The organism is Limibacillus sp. MBR-115, assembly GCF_040549425.1.
Taxonomy (GTDB): Bacteria; Pseudomonadota; Alphaproteobacteria; order Kiloniellales; family CECT-8803; genus Limibacillus; species Limibacillus halophilus.
Map to the genome: position 1 here is coordinate 530876 of NZ_JBEPTJ010000001.1, position 17773 is coordinate 548648.

The following is a 17773-nucleotide window of genomic DNA, read 5'->3' on the forward strand; positions in this document are numbered from 1 at the left end:
CCGCATGAACAGTGATTGCAGGCGCTTGCCGCGGATCGTGTCTGGGGTATGCTAATGCCATCAATTCTGGCAAGCGGAGCGGAGCGTCATGAAGCCCATACATTTTGTGAACGGCGGCTGGAAGTCGGGCAATCCGGCGATCATTGGACCGATGGATCACGTAATGTGGATGGCCTCGACGGTCTTTGACGGCGCCCGGGCCTTTGACAATCTGGTCCCGGACCTGGATCAGCACTGCCAACGGCTTGTGAACTCGGCAAACAACTTTGGACTGAAAGCAATCCTCACCGCACCGGAGATTCAGGAGCTCTGCCTGGATGGCGTCAGCCGCTTCAAGAAGGGCTCGGAGCTATACATCCGCCCAATGTTCTTTGCCGAGTCCGGCTTCGTGTCCCCCGACCCGGAATCAACACGCTTTTGTCTGTCGGTTTATGAGGCACCGCTGCCCAAACCGAAAGGCATGTCCGTCACCCTCTCTTCGTTCCGCCGCCCGTCACCGAACATGGCGCCGACCCTGGCCAAGGCGTCCTGTCTTTATCCCGCATCCGGCATGGCGCTCAGGGAAGCCTCTGCGAAGGGTTTTGACAACGCCGTGGTTCTGGACGCCATCGGCAATGTGGCGGAGCTGGCGACCGCAAATATCTGGATGGTGAAGGACGGCGCCGCACACACTCCCATTCCCAACGGCACCTTCCTGAACGGCGTGACGCGTCAACGGGTCGCTGGCCTGCTCAGCAAAGCCGGAATCAAGGTCCATGAGCGCAGCATCGCCTACCCTGAGCTCTGCGATGCGGACGAGCTTTTCACCACCGGTAACTACGGCAAAGTCATGCCGATCACCCGCATCGAGAAACGCGAGCTGCAACCCGGTCCGGTCTATGCCCGCGCCCGCGATCTTTACTGGTCCTACGCCCACGGCGACGCCTGAGGGAACATCATTTCCCGGAAGGTTTAAGTAAAGAGTCTCCGCCAAACGCTATCTTGGCTTTTCAGAGCGCTGCCTGGATCAGGATCATCAGGACGCCGGAGCCAAGGATATAGCCGCCGTCGACGAGCATCGCATAAGTGGATTTCTTGAGGAATGCGCCTGCGGAGACGACGAACATCATCGCGGCCAGGATTGCCAGGATCGCTGTCCAGAACGCAGCCTGCGCCGCCAGGAGGCCGATCACCAGCGATAGCAGCGCAAGCGCCACCAATTGACTGGCCATGGCGAAGTACGGCATCTCCGAAGCTTGGCCAAGCGCTACGCCCGACCCCTCGGCCCAACCCTTGCCGAAAGCCTTTGGGCTATAGACCAGCCAACCAAACAGGAACGCAACGATGGTTCCAACGGCGACGGCAAGAAAATTCAACGGCTCTATTGCAGTGGGCATCGCGGATAATCCTCCGTCTTGGTTATGGCGGCCCTAAAAGCCGCACCCCTGCCTGCACGTGCCGAGAGTCTACTTGCTGAGGTCCTCACCCGCCAGAGCCCGTTTGACCAACGAGCGGAAATTCTCGCGACCGTAGAGGGCTATGAAGGAACCCATGCGCGGCCCCTGCTCCTGCCCCAACAGCACTTCGTAAAGCGCCTTGAACCAATGCCGCAGGGATTCGAAGGGATGGCGTTTGCCGACTTCATAGACCTGTGTCTGGATATCCTCGGCGCTCGCGTCGGCGGGCAAGGCTTCCAGGACCGATACAAGGTCGGTTAAGGCCGCCCGGTCGACATCGTTGACTGCGCGGTAGGCCTTATGCGGCAATACGAAATCCCGGTAATAAACCAGCGCGTAGGAAACCAAGCGGTCCAACAATGGCGTATTCACCGGCGTTGTGCCGGGGAAGTAACGCTCGATAAAGCCCCAGATCACCGTCCGGTCCTCGGTGTTGGCCACACTGGCTAGATTCAGCAACAAGCCGAACGACAAGGGACAGGTCGTTCCGGGCGCCTCACCGTTGTGAATATGCCAGATTGGGTTTTCAATCTGGCGCTCCGGGGTTTCGTCGGGAAACTTTTCCAGGAAGGTCAGATACTCGTCCACGGTCTTCGGGATGACATCGAAGAACAGCTTCTTGGCGGCGCGCGGCTTGTGATACATGAAGAGCGCCAGGCTCTCGGGCGGTGCATAAGTCAGCCACTCGTCCACCGAAAGACCGTTGCCCTTCGATTTGGAAATCTTCTGGCCCTTTTCATCCAGGAACAGTTCGTAGTTGAAGCCGTCGGGCTTGCGCCCACCCATAGCATCGCAAATGCGGCCTGCCAACTTCACCGAATCGATCAGGTCCTTGCCGGACATCTCGTAATCGACACCCAGCGCATACCAGCGCATACCCCAGTCGGGCTTCCACTGCAGCTTGCAGTTGCCGCCGGTGACCGGCAATTCGACCTTCCGGCCGCTTTCATCCTCGAAAACGATGGTTCCGGCATCGACGTTGCGCTCCAGGATCGGAACCTGCAGCACATGCCCGGTCTTGGGGCATATCGGCAGGAAAGGACTGTAGGTCTGCTGCCGCTCCTCGCGCAGACTGGGCAGCATGATCTCCATGATCTCGTCATAATGACGCAGCACGTCTAACAGGGCCTTGTCGAACTTTCCCGCAAAGTACCAATCCGTCGAGGATTGGAACTCATACTCGAAACCGAAGGAGTCCAGGAAGGCGCGCAGTCTGGCATTGTTGTGATGGCCAAAACTCTCGTGCGTGCCGAAGGGATCGGGTATCCGGGTCAGGGGCTTGTTCAGATGCTCGCGCAGCATTTCCTTGTTGGGAACGTTGTCGGGCACCTTTCGCAGGCCGTCCATATCATCGGAAAAGCAGAACAGACGCGTGGGAACATCCGATAGGCGCTGAAACGCCTGGCGCACCATGGTGGTGCGCACGACTTCGCCGAAGGTGCCGATATGAGGCAATCCAGACGGTCCATAGCCGGTCTCGAAGAGAACGTAGCCTTTCTCCGGCGTTTTTCCTCCGATGCGCTCGACTAACTTACGCGCTTCCTCGAAGGGCCATGCGCGGGCCTCCTGGGCCAGTTCGCGCTCGTTGGACATGACGCCGTTCCTTTTTTCCGTTAGCCAAAAAATTGTGCGGCGCAGAAATTAGGGGGCTGCAGGACATGCGTCAATGTCCGCGGTGATCCCGTCCCATGAAACGGCGGAAGAAATCGCGATCCTGTGCCATTTCCACGAAAGCCGCCCGCTGCTCGGGTGACAGATCGGCGAGATAGCGGTGCATGATTTCCGCCATCTCCATCCAGCGCTCCACGCGCTCATCCTGAGCCTTCAGCATAATGGCCCGCAGGGCGTCGCGGTCCAGTTCGGGTTTGACCATCAGTGCCCAGAGATCGCGACGGCGCTCGGCGCGGCTCTCCTCGCGCCCCTCCCGGAGCTCCTGCATGGTGCGGCGCAAATTGCCAAGTTCTTCGACTTGCATATCCGTGAGATTCAGGCGGTCTCTCAAATATTCTATCCGCGCTTCCGGGTTTCCGCGCAGATGGCCGGCCATCGAACGGTAGTAAAGCGCACCGCCGACGAAGAATACGTTGAGCGCTAGGGACCCGATCAGCAACAGCCACAAGAAACGACTTTTGTTCATGCCATCAAGCCCCTCATAACAATGTCTCGTCCGAAGCCGGGGCAATCAGGAAGTCCCGCGCGGCCAACTCATCCACGGCTGCGACGGCCTCCAGACCGCTGAAACCCAATTCGAAAGCCAAGCCCCAAGCCAACAGCATGGCTGCGGCCACACTGGCCCAAGCAGCCGTTTGCGTCCAGCGTGACGGATCAAACCACCCCATGAACCGTCGGGCCATACCGCCCTTCACAGGTGCTTCGTCGATGGAAGGCGCGCGTACCAAGCCTTGGGCGCGCAGCGTCAAGGATACCGGCGCTGCTTCTTCAGGTTCCAGTGCGGATAAAGCCAAGACTTCCTCGAGAAGTGCCGGATTGCGCGCCAGGACCCCTTCCACCGCCTCCAGCTCGTCGCCCTCCAGAGCGCCGTCGAGGTAAGCCGCTACCGTCAGAGGATCCAAACTCTCCACTTGCTCTTGTGAACCGTCTTGTTTGGGTTCCCGCCAAGCCTCTTTGGCCGCCAACCAAAGTGCGGCGCCCTCCTTCAGATCTTTTCTATCATCGCTTGTCATGGCAGAACCTCGTTCGCTTCCAATCAATTATACGGCATTGCCGTGAGACTCATCCCCCAGAAGATTCCTCTTGGGTTGCAAAATACTGCCGCAACTTCAGCAGCGCTTTGTGGTGCGTCGATCTGACCGTCTGCGGATCGACTTTCAGAAAGGCCGCCGCCTCCTGTACTTCCAACTCCTGCTTATACAAAAGCTCTAGAACCAGCGCCTGACGCGGTGAAAGCAACCCATCGGGAATGTTGATCCAGACATACTCCTTCGCCTCCACCGACAGCAGCCCTTCCGGCAAGGCATCGATATCCTGGGTAGGCCTCGCATGGCGTCGCAAGTGGTCGATGGCGGTCGTGGTCGCGATGACCGTCAACCACGTGGACAATTTTGCCCGCTTCGGATCGAAACCGCGCAAGAGTTTGAAATCGCCGCGCACCAGCTTCAAAAAGACATCCTGGGCCACGTCCTCGGCTTCATGACCCTTACCCGCAGGGACGAGTTTGCGGCGCACGGCGGCAAAGACCAGCGGTGCGTGGTCACGCACGAAACGATCCCAGGCACCCTTATTGCTGCCGAAGAGCTTCTCTATGTCGCTGGCCGTCCAATCGGGATACTGCGTCATTCCATGGTCACTATAAGGAGCAAGGTCGTAAACTGTCGACGGGATGCTGCAGCCGGTCGTCCTCGGGGGACTTTGTCTGGATGACGTAGCCCCCGGCCCGAGCTAGTCTCTAACCCATGATTCGCAGCGACTCCAGCGGAGTTTCCCCCAACACCGGATCCAGCGCCATGGGACTACCCCCCACGGCGGCGCTGGTGGCCGGATTTCGGCGTGCGATCTGGTTGACGCCCGACGGCGAGATCGAAGAACTGGATCGCCTGAAGGCGCGCAGGCGTTGCGACAAAGCACCACCAATTCTATGCCATGCGCCAGCCACCGCACGTCGATTGGGACTCGAAAGCTTGGCGGCCTATGACGTGTTGGAGCTCTTCGCCTTCGTCCGCCCGGCCAGAAGCTGTGCACCGACACCGCGCGGCCTCGCGATTGCTCTAGGCCAGGACTTGCCGACCAATCTGGCTGAACAGGCTCTATCGCTGCCACGCGCCGCCGCCTTGCTGCTTAACGAGGCGGCCGGCATGGAGACCAAGGATCGCCGGGAGGCAGCAGCAGTTGCCTGGACCATGGCGCGTGGAGGGTGGCTCTGGGGCCCTTACGTGCTGGCCGCATTGGGGTATGGACAGGATCGCGATCTGACAGGCGACAGGGCCGTGCAGCGGGCGCTGGAAAGCTGGCACCGGCTGGCGCCTTGGTCCGAGCATGCTCCGGAGCAACCGCCCGGCCAGCAGGCCGTCAGCCCGCAGGAAGCGCGCGAGCGCCTGCGGGATATCCTGGGCGACGGCGCAGAACAACGCAGCGCGCAGGCCGACTACGCCGCCGCCGCCGCCGAGGTGTTCCAGCCGCGTGCCGAAGCCGATCAACCCAACGTGCTTCTGGCGGAGGCCGGAACAGGTGTGGGAAAGACCCTGGGATACCTGGCGCCCGCAAGCGTCTGGGCGGAGAAGAACGACGGCACTGTTTGGGTATCGACCTTCACACGAAACCTGCAGCAGCAGATCGACTCTGAGCTTGGCCGCCTTTATCCGGACCTGACGACGAAGTCGCGCCGGGTTGTCGTCCGCAAAGGGCGCGAGAACTACCTCTGCCTGCTGAATTTCGAAGAGGCGGTGAACCAGTTGGCCAACCGCCCCCAGGAGATCGTGGCGGTCGGATTGATGGCGCGTTGGGTCGCGCACAGCCGCGACGGCGATATGGTCGGCGGCGACTTTCCCGGCTGGCTACCCGACATCGTCGGCAGACAAAGAACGCTCGGCCTGACGGACCAGCGCGGCGAATGCATCTATTCCGCCTGCCCGCACTACAACCGCTGTTTTATCGAGAAGTCGGTACGGCGAGCGAAGCGGGCACGCATTGTCATTGCCAATCATGCCCTGGTGATGATCCAGGCGGCACTCGGCGGGAATGACGAGGAGCGCCTGCCGACCCGTTACGTCTTTGACGAGGGTCATCATCTTTTCGATGCTGCCGATAACGCTTTTTCCGCTCACCTCTCCGGCCAGGAAACACGCGAACTACGGCGTTGGCTGCTGGGCGCCGATGCCAGCGGACGCAGCGCCGGACGACTGCGCGGTCTGAAGCGGCGGGTCGAGGACCTGATCGTCGACGATCAAGCAGCGCTCGAATGGTTGGATGACGCCCTGCGTGCGGCGCGCGCCTTGCCCGCCGTAGGGTGGCTCAAGCGTATCGTCGAGGCCGAGCCTCAGGGGCCGGTAGAAGGGTTCCTGGCGCAGCTTCGCCGCCAGGTTCTGGCACGCAGCGAGCGGGTCAGCGACCCCTATAGCATCGAGTGCAGCCCGCATCCGCTTGATCCCGATCTCATTCCGGCCGCCGAACGCCTGCAGGCCGCACTCGCACAACTGGCGCAGCCACTAAGCCGCATTATGAAAAGCCTCGCAAAACGGCTTTCCGATGAACATAGCGAAGACCTCGAAAGCGAAACGAGACGGCGCATCGACGCTCTGGTGCGCAGTTTGGAGCGCCGCTGCCTCATGCCGCTGGCCGCTTGGAACGCGCTACTCGACGCCCTGCGCGAAGGGGTGACGCCCAAGGAGTTCGTCGATAGCTTCCTGGTCGAGCGAATCGAGGGCCGCGATCTCGATATAGGCGCGCACCGGCATTTCATAGATCCGACCAAACCCCTTGCCGAGGCAGTTTATCGCCGGGCGCATGGCCTTCTGATCACGTCGGCCACGCTGACGGACGGTAGCGAGGACGTGGAAGATGATTGGCGCGCGGCCGAGGCCAGGAGCGGCACGCAGCATCTTGAGGTGCCGGCGTGGCGGGCGCAGATGCCCTCGCCCTTCGACTATCCCGCGCAAACCAAGGTCCTGATCGTCAATGACGTCCGCAAGGATGATATGGCGCAGGTCGCCGCCGCTTACCGGGCTTTGTTCCAGGCCTCGCAAGGTGGCGCGCTGGGCCTCTTCACGGCGATCAGTCGTTTGCGCGCGGTCCATGAGCGCATCGCAGGGCCGCTGGAACAAAGCGGCTTGCCGCTCTATGCACAGCACGTCGATCGACTGGATACCTCGACATTGGTGGAGATCTTCCGCGCCGAAACGGATTCCTGCTTGTTGGGCACCGATGCCGTGCGGGACGGTGTCGATGTCCCCGGCCGTGCTCTTCGCCTCATCGTATTCGACCGCGTTCCCTGGCCTCGGCCCTCATTGGTGCATAAGGCCCGTCGAGAGTATTTCGGCAAGCGTCGATATGAGGACATGCTGACGCGTTTAAGGCTCAAGCAAGCCTTTGGACGTTTGATTCGGCGCGCAGGGGATCATGGGGTTTTCGTGCTGCTCGATCCGATGATGCCCTCACGCTTACTGGGCGCCTTCCCCAAGGACGTGTCGGTGGCGCGTGTCGGACTGGCCGAAGCCGTTTCGGTTACCCAGGAGTTTCTCGCCAACCCGCCGGATCAGTCTTAATCGACGCCTAGATAATTCATGACAATGGAAAGGGTCACGACGGAGCAAAGCGTTGAGACCAGGATGACGGCGGTCGCCCGCTGAACATAAATTTCGTACTGCTGGGCCAGAATGAAAACCAGGGCTCCCAAGGGAAGCGCCGAGAGAATCACCGAGGACGCCGCCCACAGTGGATCCATATCAAAAACGTGAAATGCCAGAACCCACGCAATCAAAGGTGAGATCAGCAGCTTCACGATCGTCAGCCAAGCCACTTCCAATGCACCACGTGTCACCGAGCGGCCGACTAAAAACAGCCCCATGGCGAAAAGAGCGCAAGGACCAACCGCACCCCCCAGAATTTCGCAGAAGGTGACCAGCGCCGCAGGTAGGGGAATTTTCAACTGACCCACGACCAGTCCGGCAACGGCCGAAAGAACCAGCGGATTGCGGGCCAAACCGCCGCCGGCGGTTTTGAACAAAGGTAAAAAGCCGCTTTTCTCGCTGCGGTGGATTTCCATAACCGCGGTTCCAAGACCGATGACCACCGCTCCGTTAAAGACCGTCGCCACGACACCCGGCAGCACCCCAGGCTCACCGTAAGCCGTGAGCAGCAGCGGGATTCCCATGTAGCCGGTATTGGCGAAGACTCCCGACAGGCCATGCATACTGACCTCGCCCAGGCGATAGCCAAGGAACTGACGCGCCAACACAACGATGAAGGCGAAGGGAATGACCATCGCTCCGGTCAATGTCAACGTGAAGGGAACCAGAGAGGGATCGTCGAGTTCGAGACGCGCCATGGCGAGGAAAAACAACGCCGGTAAAGCCACGTAAAAGACAAAGCCGTTCAAGGCGCGACTGCTGTCTTCGCCGAGCAAGCGCCTCCAACCACAGAGGAACCCCGCGAGAATGATACCGAAGACCGGAAGGACAACTTCAATGACCGCTGACATGGGGCGGGAATGTGACGACAAGCGACAATTTTGTCGAGTTAGAATCGCGCATGCCCTCTGCGCGCCTGCGGCATATCCCGCCGGCATGCATACCGCCTGGACCTGTCTCGGAGACCTCAGAGGTCGTCAAGAAAACTGTAGGATTCGCGTGGATTTGCCAATGCATAACGGTGCAGGTCGAGGCAAAGGAGGATCAAGCCCTCCTCATAATCGAAGGAGTAGGCATCGGCTAAGGCTTTTAGCTTCATCAAGCTGGATGAATCGAAGGTCAAGACGTCGCGCCCCGACGCATCCCTCTCGGGCTCGCCTAGCTGGAAAAATTCGTGGATATGGATCAGTTCGTACTCACCGCCTTGATCTTGATGCACCACGACCCGACTGCCGCCGGGCTCCAATGCCAAGACCGTCCCGCTCTCAACCTGCCCGGTCGAAGTATCGCTCATCGGACAATCCCGTCCTCGCCCGCACCGCAAATGATGGCCGCAACGCGTCGGCCTTCACCCATGTCGACCGCGCCCTTCATGATGGCGGCGATCGAGGCGGCCCCGGCCAACTCACTGCCGATCGCATATTCGAACCAAAGCCAGCGGGCCGCTTCACGCATCTCCGCATCGCTGACCAAAACAAAGCTATCGACCCGTTCCTTGATGATATCGAGATTGATCTGTGCCGAAGTGCGCGGTGCCAGCGTTCCAGCAGCCGTCTCGATACGCTCCAACGTGACCAACGCACCCTGCTCGACGCTGCGCTTAAGGGTCGGCGCGCCGGTTGGCTCGACCCCGATCACCCTGATCTCTGGGCGCAAAGCCTTAATGGCGGTCGCCACACCGGAGATGAGTCCACCGCCACCGATCGCGACCACCACCGTGTCCAACTCGGCTATGTCCTCCAGTATTTCCAGGCCCAGCGTGCCTTGCCCCGCAATGACACGAGGATCGGAAAAGGCGGGAACGTATGTCATGCCTTCCTCGTCCGCGCGCAGGCGCGCGGCTGCGTCGGCTTCGTCCCAAACCGCTCCTTCAATGATCACTTCAGCGCCCCAGGCGCGCACTTTGTCGGCCTTTGCTCCAGGCGTTGAGCTTGGCAGGTAGACAACGGCTCTAGTCCCCGCCACCCAACCTGCATAGGCCACCGCCAGGCCGTGATTGCCGCCCGATGCGGTGCAAATACCGCGTTTGATTTCCTCATCGGATAGGCTGAGAAGCGTGTTGACGGCGCCGCGGGCCTTGAAGGAACCCGATACTTGGAGATGCTCCAACTTCAAAAACAGATCGCCGACGCCAACAAGCTGCTTCTGAAATGTTGCCGGCAAAATGGGTGTGCGGCGCACACGGCCCTTTAGTCGCCGCGCCGCGGCCTGAATATCCTCCAACCCAACACCTACGGTCATGCCCGCTGTCCCGTCAGTTCCAACCATTCCTCCTCGCTCAATACCGTCAGCCCCAGTTCGACCGCCTTGCGCGCCTTCGAACCCGCATCTTGCCCGACCACCACGTAATCGGTTTTCTTGGAGACCGAGCCTGCGACCTTCGCACCCAGAGCCTCCGCGCGGGCCTTCGCCTCGCTGCGCGTCACCGTTTCAAGAGTGCCGGTAAAGACCACCGTCTTACCGGCGAGCGGCGAATCGCCGAGCGATGGCGCGGCGACAGAATCGATAGTCAGAACCTCGGCCAGCTTGTCCAGGGCGTTGCTGTTATGGTCTTCGGTAATGAAGCCGATCAGGTCCTTGGCAACGACCGGACCGATACTGTCAATCGACAATAGTCCTTCATAGGCCTCCTGATCGCCTTCCGCCGCCTTGGCCATTTCCCGACGCCAGGTCTCGAGGTCGCCATAGTGGCGTGCGAGGAGCTTTGCGGTCGCCTGCCCTACCTGTCTAATACCAAGGGCGAAAATGAAGCGGTCCAGGGTAATCCGGCTGCGTTGTTCAATGGCGTTCAAAAGATTGACCACCGACCTCTCGCCCCAACCTTCACGTCCACGTAAGCGACCCTGATGCTCGGCAAGCCGGAAAATGTCCGCAGGCTCGCGGATCAGGCCTTCCTCCCAGAAGGCCTCGATATGCTTGCCGCCCAACCCTTCTATGTCGAAGGCATCGCGGCTGACGAAATGCTTCAACCGTTCCTTTGCCTGCGCCGGACAAATCAACCCGCCCTGACAGCGCCGGACCGCCTCGTCCTCCTCCCGCATCGCCTGGCTGCCGCATTCGGGGCAGTGGTCGGGAAATGCATAGGGTGGACGGGCTTCATGGGCCGCGTCTTGCACGACCTCCACGACTTGCGGAATAACGTCACCGGCGCGCTGAACAACGACCCGATCGCCCTCGCGGACGTCCTTGCGGGCAATCTCGTCCTCGTTGTGAAGTGTGGCCCGGGACACGACGACCCCGCCAACGGTTATCGGCTCCAAATTGGCCACCGGGGTCAAGGCGCCGGTGCGACCGACTTGAATCGTAATCTTATGCAAAATAGTTTCCGCGCGTTCGGCCGGAAACTTGTGCGCGATGGCCCAGCGCGGTGCGCGGCTGACGAAGCCCAACCGCTCTTGCAGGGAAAGGTCATTGACCTTGTAGACAACACCGTCGATGTCATGCGGCATATCTGGCCGCGCGGCCAAGATTGTGCGGTGATAGGCGATGAGCGCTTCTGCATCGCTACAGAGCTCGGCTGGCCCGTTAACGGAAAAACCCCAATCCGCCATATGCTGCCGCGCCTCACTCATGGTCGCGCCCAGAGGGGCGGAAACCTCGCCCCAAGCATAGGCCAGGAAAGCCAGAGGCCGCTGCGCGGTAACCTGCGCATCGAGTTGACGCAACGATCCCGCAGCCGCATTGCGCGGATTCTTAAAGCTTGCCTTGCCCTGGGCCTCCTGCCGCTCATTCAGGCTTTGGAAATCCTGGCGCCGCATGAAAACCTCGCCCCGGACTTCCAGCACCCGCGGCCAACCCTCACCAGACAGGCGTTCAGGAACAGTGTCGATAGTACGCACATTAGCCGTGATATCTTCTCCGGTGGCTCCATCGCCGCGCGTTGCGGCCTTCACCAAACGCCCATCTTCGTAACGCAGTGAGCAGGACAGTCCATCGATCTTCGGTTCAGCGAGGATGGCAACCGGCCGGTCTGCCGACAATCCAAGGAAACGCCGGATCCGCGCCAAAAAATCGGCGACGTCCTCGTCGCTGAAAGCGTTTGCCAAAGACAACATGGGAACCGCGTGCGTGACCGATCCAAACTCGCGCGATGGCGCAGCGCCGACTTTTTGCGACGGACTGTCGGCGTGAACGAGTGCCGGAAAACGCGCCTCGATGGCGTCGCTGCGTTTTCGCAGTTCGTCATAGGCTGCATCACTGATTTCCGGTGCGTCGGACTGATAGTACAGACGGTCGTGATGCGCGATTAGTGCCGCCAAACGGGCAAGCTCTTGCTGGGCTTCCTGCTCTGTCAGGTCCTTGATCGCCTTTACACTCTCATCGGGGATCATTCCGGCACTCCGATCAGCTTCGCGGCAGCGGCACGAGCTTCCTCGGTAATGCTGGCGCCGGATAACATGCGGGCAATCTCCTCACGACGCGCTCTCGAATCCAGCACCCTAACATTGGTCACGGTTTGCGCCTGATCCGCCTGCTTCTCCACATGCCAGTGCTGCCGTCCCCGGGATGCGACTTGGGGGCTGTGGGTCACAACCAGAATCTGCCGCTTCTCCGCCAAACGGCTCAAGCGATCTCCAACCGCCGCCGCCGTCGCCCCTCCAACCCCGCTGTCCACCTCGTCAAATACCAGGGTCGTCACCGGACTGGCCTCGGCCAGCACCAGTTTGAGGGCCAATAGAAAACGGGATAATTCGCCTGCCGAGGCGATACGGCCCAAAGCGCCCGGCGGACTGCCTGGATTGGTCGCCACTTCAAAAACAACGCGATCACAACCCGACGGTCCGGCTTGGTCGGGATCGAGTTTTTCCACCGCTGTTCGAAAACGCGCCTTATCGAGTTTGAGCGGGGGCAACTCGGCGTTCACGGCAACATCCAGAGCTTCCGCCGACGTCTTGCGCCGTTTCGACAAAGCATCCGCAGCCTGCCAGTAGAGCGCCTCGGCCGAACCGCATTCCTTCTCCAGCCGTTGCAACTCCGCATCTCCACTGTCGATAGCCGCCAGTTGCTCCGACATGTCGCGGTGCAGATCGGACAGCCCGGAAACCTCGACCCTGTGCTTGCGAGCGAGGTCCTTTAGAGCAAAATAGCGGTCCTCGATCTGTTGCAGCCCCTCGCCGTCGAAATCGCCATCGCTGGCAAGAGCCTGCAAGGTCTCGCGAGCCTCCTCGGTCTCCGCCAAAGCTCTCCCCAAAGCCGAGACCGCGCCGTCCAGCCGACCGGCGGCCTTGTCCGACATTTGCTCAAGACGACGCTGTGCAGCCGCCAGCGGCCGCTCGGCGCTGTCAAGTTGGGTTAGGGCATCTTGCATGGCCTCTAGAAGCTGCCCTGCATTGAGCAGCAGCGCTCGACGCTCGGCGAGTGCTTCCTCCTCGCCTTCCTGTGGATCGATGCGCGCCAGTTCCTCAATCGCGTGGCGCAGGAAATCCTCGTCTCGACGGGCGGTCGCCAGTTTCTCTTGCGCGGCTTCGAATGTTGTTCTGAGGTTCTGCCATCGGGCCCAGGCCTGCTCGACCGCCGTTTGCTCGACCCGCAGTCCGCCAAAAAGATCCAGGGTCTTGCGATGCGTTTTAGGGTCCAGAAGTCCGCGCTGCTCGAAATGCCCCTGAACTTCTACAAGGGATTCGCCCAGTTGCCGTAAAAGCGTGACCGACACCGGTTGATCGTTGACGAACGCACGGCTGCGCCCATCCGCCGAGACTTGACGGCGCAGCAGCAAGGGTTCGCCAGGTTCGATCTCGACGCCGCCCTCGTCCAACAAAAGCCACAAGGGATGGTCCAAAGGTGCCTCGAAGGACGCGATCACCGTCGCCTTATCGGCGCCGGGTCTGAGGAGCCCGCTATCAGAGCGCTCGCCGAGCGCCAATCCCAAAGAATCGAGGAGAATAGATTTTCCCGCCCCGGTCTCGCCGGTCAGGACAACTAATCCTGAATCAAACTGCAAATCCAGTCTGTCGATCAGAACCACGTCGCGGATGGAGAGCCCTGCCAGCATGGAACGGGTTGTACACCCCCTCGTCGATCAGAAAATGGATTTCCAAGTCCGGGATATCCAGGAGCCCTTGTCCTCTTCGGGTCGCAAATCCTGACCCGTCAACAGGGCATAACTATCGAGGTACCAATCATTGCCAGGGAAGTTGTAACCCAGCACTGCTGCGGTCGATTGCGCTTCGGAGGCCAGCCCCAATGCAAGATTGGCTTCGACTAACCTGTGCAAGGCTTCTGGAACGTGCGTCGTGGTCTGGTAATCCTTGATCACCAAACGGAACCGATTGATTGCCGCCAGATACTGGTTCCGCCGCAGGTAGTAACGACCGATGGCCATGTGCTTTCCAGCCAGATGGTCACGGGTCAGATCGATCTTCAACCCTGCATCGCGCGCATACTCCGTCTCCGGGAAGCGGCGAACGATTTCCTCCAGCGACTCAAGAGCCAGACGCGTCATCTTCTGATCGCGCTCCACGTCGGAAATCTGCTCGTAATAGGACAGCGCTTTCAGGTAATGCGCATAGGCAATGTCCGGGCTGCCGGGGTGAAGCGCGATGAACCGATCCAATGCATCGATCGCCTCGTCGTAACTATTGTTGAGGTAGTAACTGTAAGCGGCCATCAGCTGCGCTTTGGTCGCCCAGACCGAATAAGGATGTTGGCGCTCGACTTCTTCAAACTTCTGGGCGGCGATGGTGTAATCGTCGCCTTCGGCCAAGGTGGCTATCGCGTCATTGTAGAGCTCTTCCACCGGGCGCTCTACATAAGGCACGGCGACGTCATCGCTTCCGCAAGCGGCGAGCAGAGGTCCCATCAACAAAACTGCGAGCAGCAACTTCAGGGCAGTGGCTTTTGGCGTCGTGTAGCGCTTCGTCATGGTTCTCCATCAGCCCACAGAGGTTCGGGCGATTAGACTGTGGAGCAAGACTATAGGAGCAAGCCGGGAGTGCCTCAAGCCACTCCGCGACATGAATGGCAGTTCATTGCCTCTGAATTGGCAAAAAGTCTTATGCAGCGCCGGCTACGGCTCTGGAAAGCACCTGCCCGCTGGCGCCCATCGGCGCGTCAACCAGGGTCGGGGTCACGAGTTCTACCCACTCCCACGCTTCGGAGTCGCTGAGAACTTCATCCAGTAAACGCAGATTCAGCGCATGTCCCGTCCGCACACCCGTGAAATGCCCGATGACCGGAGCGCCCATCAGGTAAAGATCGCCAATCGAATCGAGTACCTTATGACGGACGAACTCGTCGCTGTACCGTAAACCGCCCTCATTCAGGATTCTGTCATCATCGATGACGATGGCGTTTTCAAGCGAGCCACCTCGGGCAAAGCCCATACGGCGAAGCATTTCGACCTCCTGAAGGAAGCCGAAGGTTCGCGCCTGAGCAAGTTCGTGCCTGAAACATTCCTCTGTGATCGCACCGGACCAGACCTGATTGCCGATTGCGCGGCTCTCGAAGTCGATCTCCAGGTTGATCGTCAGACCTTTGTCCGATGGCGACAAGGATGCCCATCGATCAAGGTCCTCGACGCGCACTTCCTTGAGAATTCGAATTGCTTTACGGGTCAGCGCCTGGCGCACGCGGCCAGCGCTGGCGATAAGCGAGAGAAATGGCGCGGAGCTTCCATCCATGATCGGCACTTCGTCGGCATCAAGCTCGATCAGGACATTGTCGATACCGCTCGCATAGAGCGCGGCCATCAGATGTTCGATCGTTGCAATTCGAACGCCATAAGCCTCGATGGTGGTGCAAAGGGGCGTGATGACCGCATTGCTCCAAAGCGCCGGAACGTCAGCGCTTCCTTGGCTCAATTTAGTGCGTCGAAAGATAATTCCCGAATCGGGCGCCGCAGGGCGCAAAGTCATGGCAACGGATTGTCCGCTGTGCACACCAACGCCTGAGCAATGAACGGGACTCTTTAATGTGCATTGAGAAACTGTCACCCTATCAAGCATTCCTTTTCTGCGGGTTTTTCAGAACCGCACCCCCCAAACTTTTATAGCATCGAGCCTATAATTGCCCGTTGTTGCTTAAGAGATAACTAAGAGTTCTCAACTTCAAAGGGAAATCAATCTTTGTTGCAAGTTGTTGCGCGGCCTCAAAGACCACAGCTTGAAAAAGGTCAAGATATTCACTTCATTGAATAAAACGACCCGCCTGCCGCTTGGATTATAAACCTAACGGCAGGCGGGTCACTAGGCCCCCTCAAACTTTACGGATCAGGACGTCAGTTAGCCTGGCGCCGCAGGAAGGTTGGAATTTCGAAGAGATCATCCTCGAACTCCGATTCGGCCGGTTGGGCGCGGCTGTCCAACCCAGACAGATTTGCCTGCTGTCCAGCAGCTGCTTCCGGTTTGGCTTCGGTCCTGTGAACCTGCGGCTCACGCCTGCTTGAGGCAAGTTTTGGCTCCGCTTCCTGCCGTCCTGCCGTTGGCACTTCGCGCAGCGTTGCCGCTTCTTCCTTGCGCTCTACACCAGTAAAAGCCAACGCCGCCTTCGTCATCTTGTTAAAGATGTTACTGCGACGCTGGGACGCAGCCGCGCCGCTTGTTGCAGCAGCCTCGTTGCTTCCATTGGCCATCGCTGCTTCGGCGAAAGGTTCGGCAGTGCGCCGCGCTTGCTCTTGAATACGCGGCCTCCGCGGCGCCTCCATCGGCTTGGGCGGTATGAACGCGTCCTGGTGCTGCCCGGCAGCGGCCAACTCCGGACCCGCCTCAGCCACAGCAAGCTCCGGGATACGCTCATCGACCGGCTCTTGCGATTCAACTTCTGCAACCACCGGTTCGGGCAGTTCGGTGCCCTGTTCGTCAAACCGCTCTTGCGGCTCTTCGATTGCGGCAACAGCAGCGATCAGGTTCGCATCGGCAGCTTCCTGCTCTTGGGCAAATGCCGCAGCGGCGGGACGAGCCCGCTCTTCCTCCGCGACCAAGGGCGCTACGCGCGGCTTCGCTTTTGCAACCGGCGCACTGATCGGCACGGGGCGTTGAGCCTCGTCCGCATCGATGCCGGTGGCGACGATGGACACGCGCATGATGCCGTTCATCGATTCATCGAATGTCGAGCCGAAGATGATGTTGGCGTCGGGATCAACCTCCTCGCGGATACGGTTGGCCGCTTCATCGACTTCGAACAGCGTCATGTCCATACCGCCGGTGATGTTGATCAACACGCCTCTTGCCCCGCGCATCGAAACATCGTCCAACAGCGGATTGGAGATCGCCGCTTCCGACGCGGCAATAGCACGGCCGTCGCCTTCGGACTCACCCGTCCCCATCATGGCCTTGCCCATCTCGGACATGACTGTGCGGATATCTGCAAAGTCGAGGTTGATGAGACCCGGCATGATCATCAGGTCGGTCACGCCGCGCACGCCTGAGTGCAGCACGTCGTCGGCCATCTTGAAAGCATCGGCGAACGTCGTGCGTTCATCGCAAACCCGGAACAGGTTTTGGTTGGGAATGATGATGAGGGTGTCGACGAACTGCTGTAGTTCCTCGAGCCCACTCTCGGCCATGCGCATACGGTGAATGCCCTCGAATTGGAAAGGCTTGGTCACCACACCGACAGTTAAAATGCCATTTTCGCGAGCGGCTCTGGCAATAACCGGCGCGGCGCCGGTTCCTGTGCCGCCGCCCATGCCGGCAGTGATGAACACCATGTTCGAGCCCTCGAGGTTCTCAAGAATCTCGTCCATGGCTTCCTCGGCAGCCGCACGACCGACGTCCGGCCGGGAGCCAGCGCCAAGCCCTGAGGTGATATGCCGCCCAAGCTGAATGCGGCGCTCGCAGATTGACTGCTCCAAGGCCTGAGCGTCCGTGTTCGCAATCACGAACTCCACGCCCTCCAGCTTGCTGGATATCATGTTGTTAACGGCATTGCCGCCGGCGCCACCAACACCCACCACGGTGATGCGCGGCTTCAGATGATCCTGTTCATCTTTCGGTACGCTGAGGTTCAAAGACATTTTCTCCTCCAATCCCCCGTCAAGTGGGGCCTCCTCGTTGAAGCCGGGTCCTCCGGCTGCCGTTCGTCCCGTGGCGCTTTGAT

The 17773-nt window shown here is 60.0% G+C and carries 15 protein-coding genes; 2 read left to right on the top strand and 13 right to left on the bottom strand.

Going from position 1 to position 17773, the window contains the following annotated elements; translation table 11 throughout:
• Positions 1 to 88 precede the first annotated feature (88 nt).
• Entirely contained in the window at positions 89 to 928 is an 840-nt protein-coding gene (locus ABIE63_RS02510) for a branched-chain amino acid aminotransferase (RefSeq protein WP_354502520.1), read from the top strand.
• Positions 929 to 989: 61 nt separating this feature from the next.
• On the opposite strand, the gene ABIE63_RS02515 is transcribed toward ABIE63_RS02510, so the two are convergent.
• The 5 genes from ABIE63_RS02515 to ABIE63_RS02535 all read right to left on the bottom strand — a co-directional run bounded on the left by ABIE63_RS02515 (position 990) and on the right by ABIE63_RS02535 (position 4733).
• A complete protein-coding gene (locus tag ABIE63_RS02515) occupies positions 990 to 1376 on the bottom strand; it encodes a DUF1761 family protein (RefSeq protein ID WP_354502522.1) in 387 nt (128 codons plus the stop codon).
• 69 nt (positions 1377 to 1445) lie between these two features.
• On the bottom strand, positions 1446 to 3029 hold the full coding sequence (locus ABIE63_RS02520; protein ID WP_354502524.1) for a lysine--tRNA ligase: 1584 nt from the start codon (positions 3027 to 3029) through the stop codon (positions 1446 to 1448).
• A 70-nt stretch (positions 3030 to 3099) separates the two neighbouring features.
• On the bottom strand, positions 3100 to 3573 hold the full coding sequence (locus ABIE63_RS02525) for a Spy/CpxP family protein refolding chaperone (RefSeq protein WP_183415624.1): 474 nt from the start codon (positions 3571 to 3573) through the stop codon (positions 3100 to 3102).
• A gap of 13 nt (positions 3574 to 3586) precedes the next feature.
• Positions 3587 to 4120: a hypothetical protein gene (locus ABIE63_RS02530; RefSeq protein WP_354502526.1), complete on the bottom strand. Its 534-nt coding sequence runs from the start codon at positions 4118 to 4120 to the stop codon at positions 3587 to 3589.
• A 49-nt stretch (positions 4121 to 4169) separates the two neighbouring features.
• The gene (locus ABIE63_RS02535) at positions 4170 to 4733 is read right to left on the bottom strand and encodes a sigma-70 family RNA polymerase sigma factor (protein WP_354502528.1); all 564 of its coding nucleotides are present in this window, start codon (positions 4731 to 4733) and stop codon (positions 4170 to 4172) included.
• Positions 4734 to 4900: 167 nt separating this feature from the next.
• On the opposite strand from ABIE63_RS02535, the gene ABIE63_RS02540 reads away from it, so the two are divergent.
• A complete protein-coding gene (locus tag ABIE63_RS02540; protein ID WP_354502530.1) occupies positions 4901 to 7654 on the top strand; it encodes an ATP-dependent DNA helicase in 2754 nt (917 codons plus the stop codon).
• Here ABIE63_RS02540 and ABIE63_RS02545 read toward each other — a convergent pair.
• The 8 genes from ABIE63_RS02545 to ftsZ form a co-directional block, all read right to left on the bottom strand.
• Positions 7651 to 8589: an AEC family transporter gene (locus ABIE63_RS02545; protein ID WP_183415628.1), complete on the bottom strand. Its 939-nt coding sequence runs from the start codon at positions 8587 to 8589 to the stop codon at positions 7651 to 7653. The genes ABIE63_RS02540 and ABIE63_RS02545 overlap by 4 nt on opposite strands.
• 116 nt (positions 8590 to 8705) lie before the next feature.
• On the bottom strand, positions 8706 to 9032 hold the full coding sequence (locus ABIE63_RS02550; protein ID WP_354502532.1) for a hypothetical protein: 327 nt from the start codon (positions 9030 to 9032) through the stop codon (positions 8706 to 8708).
• On the bottom strand, positions 9029 to 9979 hold the full coding sequence (locus ABIE63_RS02555) for a threonine/serine dehydratase (protein WP_354502534.1): 951 nt from the start codon (positions 9977 to 9979) through the stop codon (positions 9029 to 9031). Before ABIE63_RS02555 ends, ABIE63_RS02550 begins: the two co-directional genes overlap by 4 nt.
• Positions 9976 to 12069: an NAD-dependent DNA ligase LigA gene (gene ligA, locus ABIE63_RS02560; protein WP_354502536.1), complete on the bottom strand. Its 2094-nt coding sequence runs from the start codon at positions 12067 to 12069 to the stop codon at positions 9976 to 9978. Before ligA ends, ABIE63_RS02555 begins: the two co-directional genes overlap by 4 nt.
• The gene (gene recN, locus ABIE63_RS02565; RefSeq protein WP_354502537.1) at positions 12066 to 13730 is read right to left on the bottom strand and encodes a DNA repair protein RecN; all 1665 of its coding nucleotides are present in this window, start codon (positions 13728 to 13730) and stop codon (positions 12066 to 12068) included. The genes ligA and recN overlap by 4 nt, the downstream gene beginning before the upstream one ends.
• A gap of 27 nt (positions 13731 to 13757) precedes the next feature.
• On the bottom strand, positions 13758 to 14600 hold the full coding sequence (locus tag ABIE63_RS02570) for an outer membrane protein assembly factor BamD (RefSeq protein ID WP_183415633.1): 843 nt from the start codon (positions 14598 to 14600) through the stop codon (positions 13758 to 13760).
• A gap of 130 nt (positions 14601 to 14730) precedes the next feature.
• Positions 14731 to 15681 (bottom strand): UDP-3-O-acyl-N-acetylglucosamine deacetylase, encoded by a 951-nt coding sequence (gene lpxC / locus ABIE63_RS02575; RefSeq protein WP_354502539.1) that lies wholly within the window; start codon positions 15679 to 15681, stop codon positions 14731 to 14733.
• A gap of 272 nt (positions 15682 to 15953) precedes the next feature.
• A complete protein-coding gene (ftsZ, locus tag ABIE63_RS02580; RefSeq protein ID WP_354502541.1) occupies positions 15954 to 17690 on the bottom strand; it encodes a cell division protein FtsZ in 1737 nt (578 codons plus the stop codon).
• Between the last annotated feature and the right edge of the window lie 83 nt (positions 17691 to 17773).

Bases quoted from the DNA above. Each gene is read 5' to 3' on its own strand.
- ligA (WP_354502536.1), bottom strand. From the start codon at position 12,069: ATGATCCCCGATGAGAGTGTAAAGGCGATCAAGGACCTGACAGAGCAG.
- ABIE63_RS02525 (WP_183415624.1), bottom strand. From the start codon at position 3,573: ATGAACAAAAGTCGTTTCTTGTGGCTGTTGCTGATCGGGTCCCTAGCG.
- ABIE63_RS02530 (WP_354502526.1), bottom strand. From the start codon at position 4,120: ATGACAAGCGATGATAGAAAAGATCTGAAGGAGGGCGCCGCACTTTGG.
- lpxC (WP_354502539.1), bottom strand. From the start codon at position 15,681: ATGCTTGATAGGGTGACAGTTTCTCAATGCACATTAAAGAGTCCCGTT.
- ABIE63_RS02555 (WP_354502534.1), bottom strand. From the start codon at position 9,979: ATGACCGTAGGTGTTGGGTTGGAGGATATTCAGGCCGCGGCGCGGCGA.
- recN (WP_354502537.1), bottom strand. From the start codon at position 13,730: ATGCTGGCAGGGCTCTCCATCCGCGACGTGGTTCTGATCGACAGACTG.
- ABIE63_RS02550 (WP_354502532.1), bottom strand. From the start codon at position 9,032: ATGAGCGATACTTCGACCGGGCAGGTTGAGAGCGGGACGGTCTTGGCA.
- ABIE63_RS02520 (WP_354502524.1), bottom strand. From the start codon at position 3,029: ATGTCCAACGAGCGCGAACTGGCCCAGGAGGCCCGCGCATGGCCCTTC.
- ABIE63_RS02540 (WP_354502530.1), top strand. From the start codon at position 4,901: ATGGGACTACCCCCCACGGCGGCGCTGGTGGCCGGATTTCGGCGTGCG.
- ABIE63_RS02570 (WP_183415633.1), bottom strand. From the start codon at position 14,600: ATGACGAAGCGCTACACGACGCCAAAAGCCACTGCCCTGAAGTTGCTG.
- ABIE63_RS02515 (WP_354502522.1), bottom strand. From the start codon at position 1,376: ATGCCCACTGCAATAGAGCCGTTGAATTTTCTTGCCGTCGCCGTTGGA.
- ABIE63_RS02510 (WP_354502520.1), top strand. From the start codon at position 89: ATGAAGCCCATACATTTTGTGAACGGCGGCTGGAAGTCGGGCAATCCG.
- ABIE63_RS02535 (WP_354502528.1), bottom strand. From the start codon at position 4,733: ATGACGCAGTATCCCGATTGGACGGCCAGCGACATAGAGAAGCTCTTC.
- ABIE63_RS02545 (WP_183415628.1), bottom strand. From the start codon at position 8,589: ATGTCAGCGGTCATTGAAGTTGTCCTTCCGGTCTTCGGTATCATTCTC.
- ftsZ (WP_354502541.1), bottom strand. From the start codon at position 17,690: ATGTCTTTGAACCTCAGCGTACCGAAAGATGAACAGGATCATCTGAAG.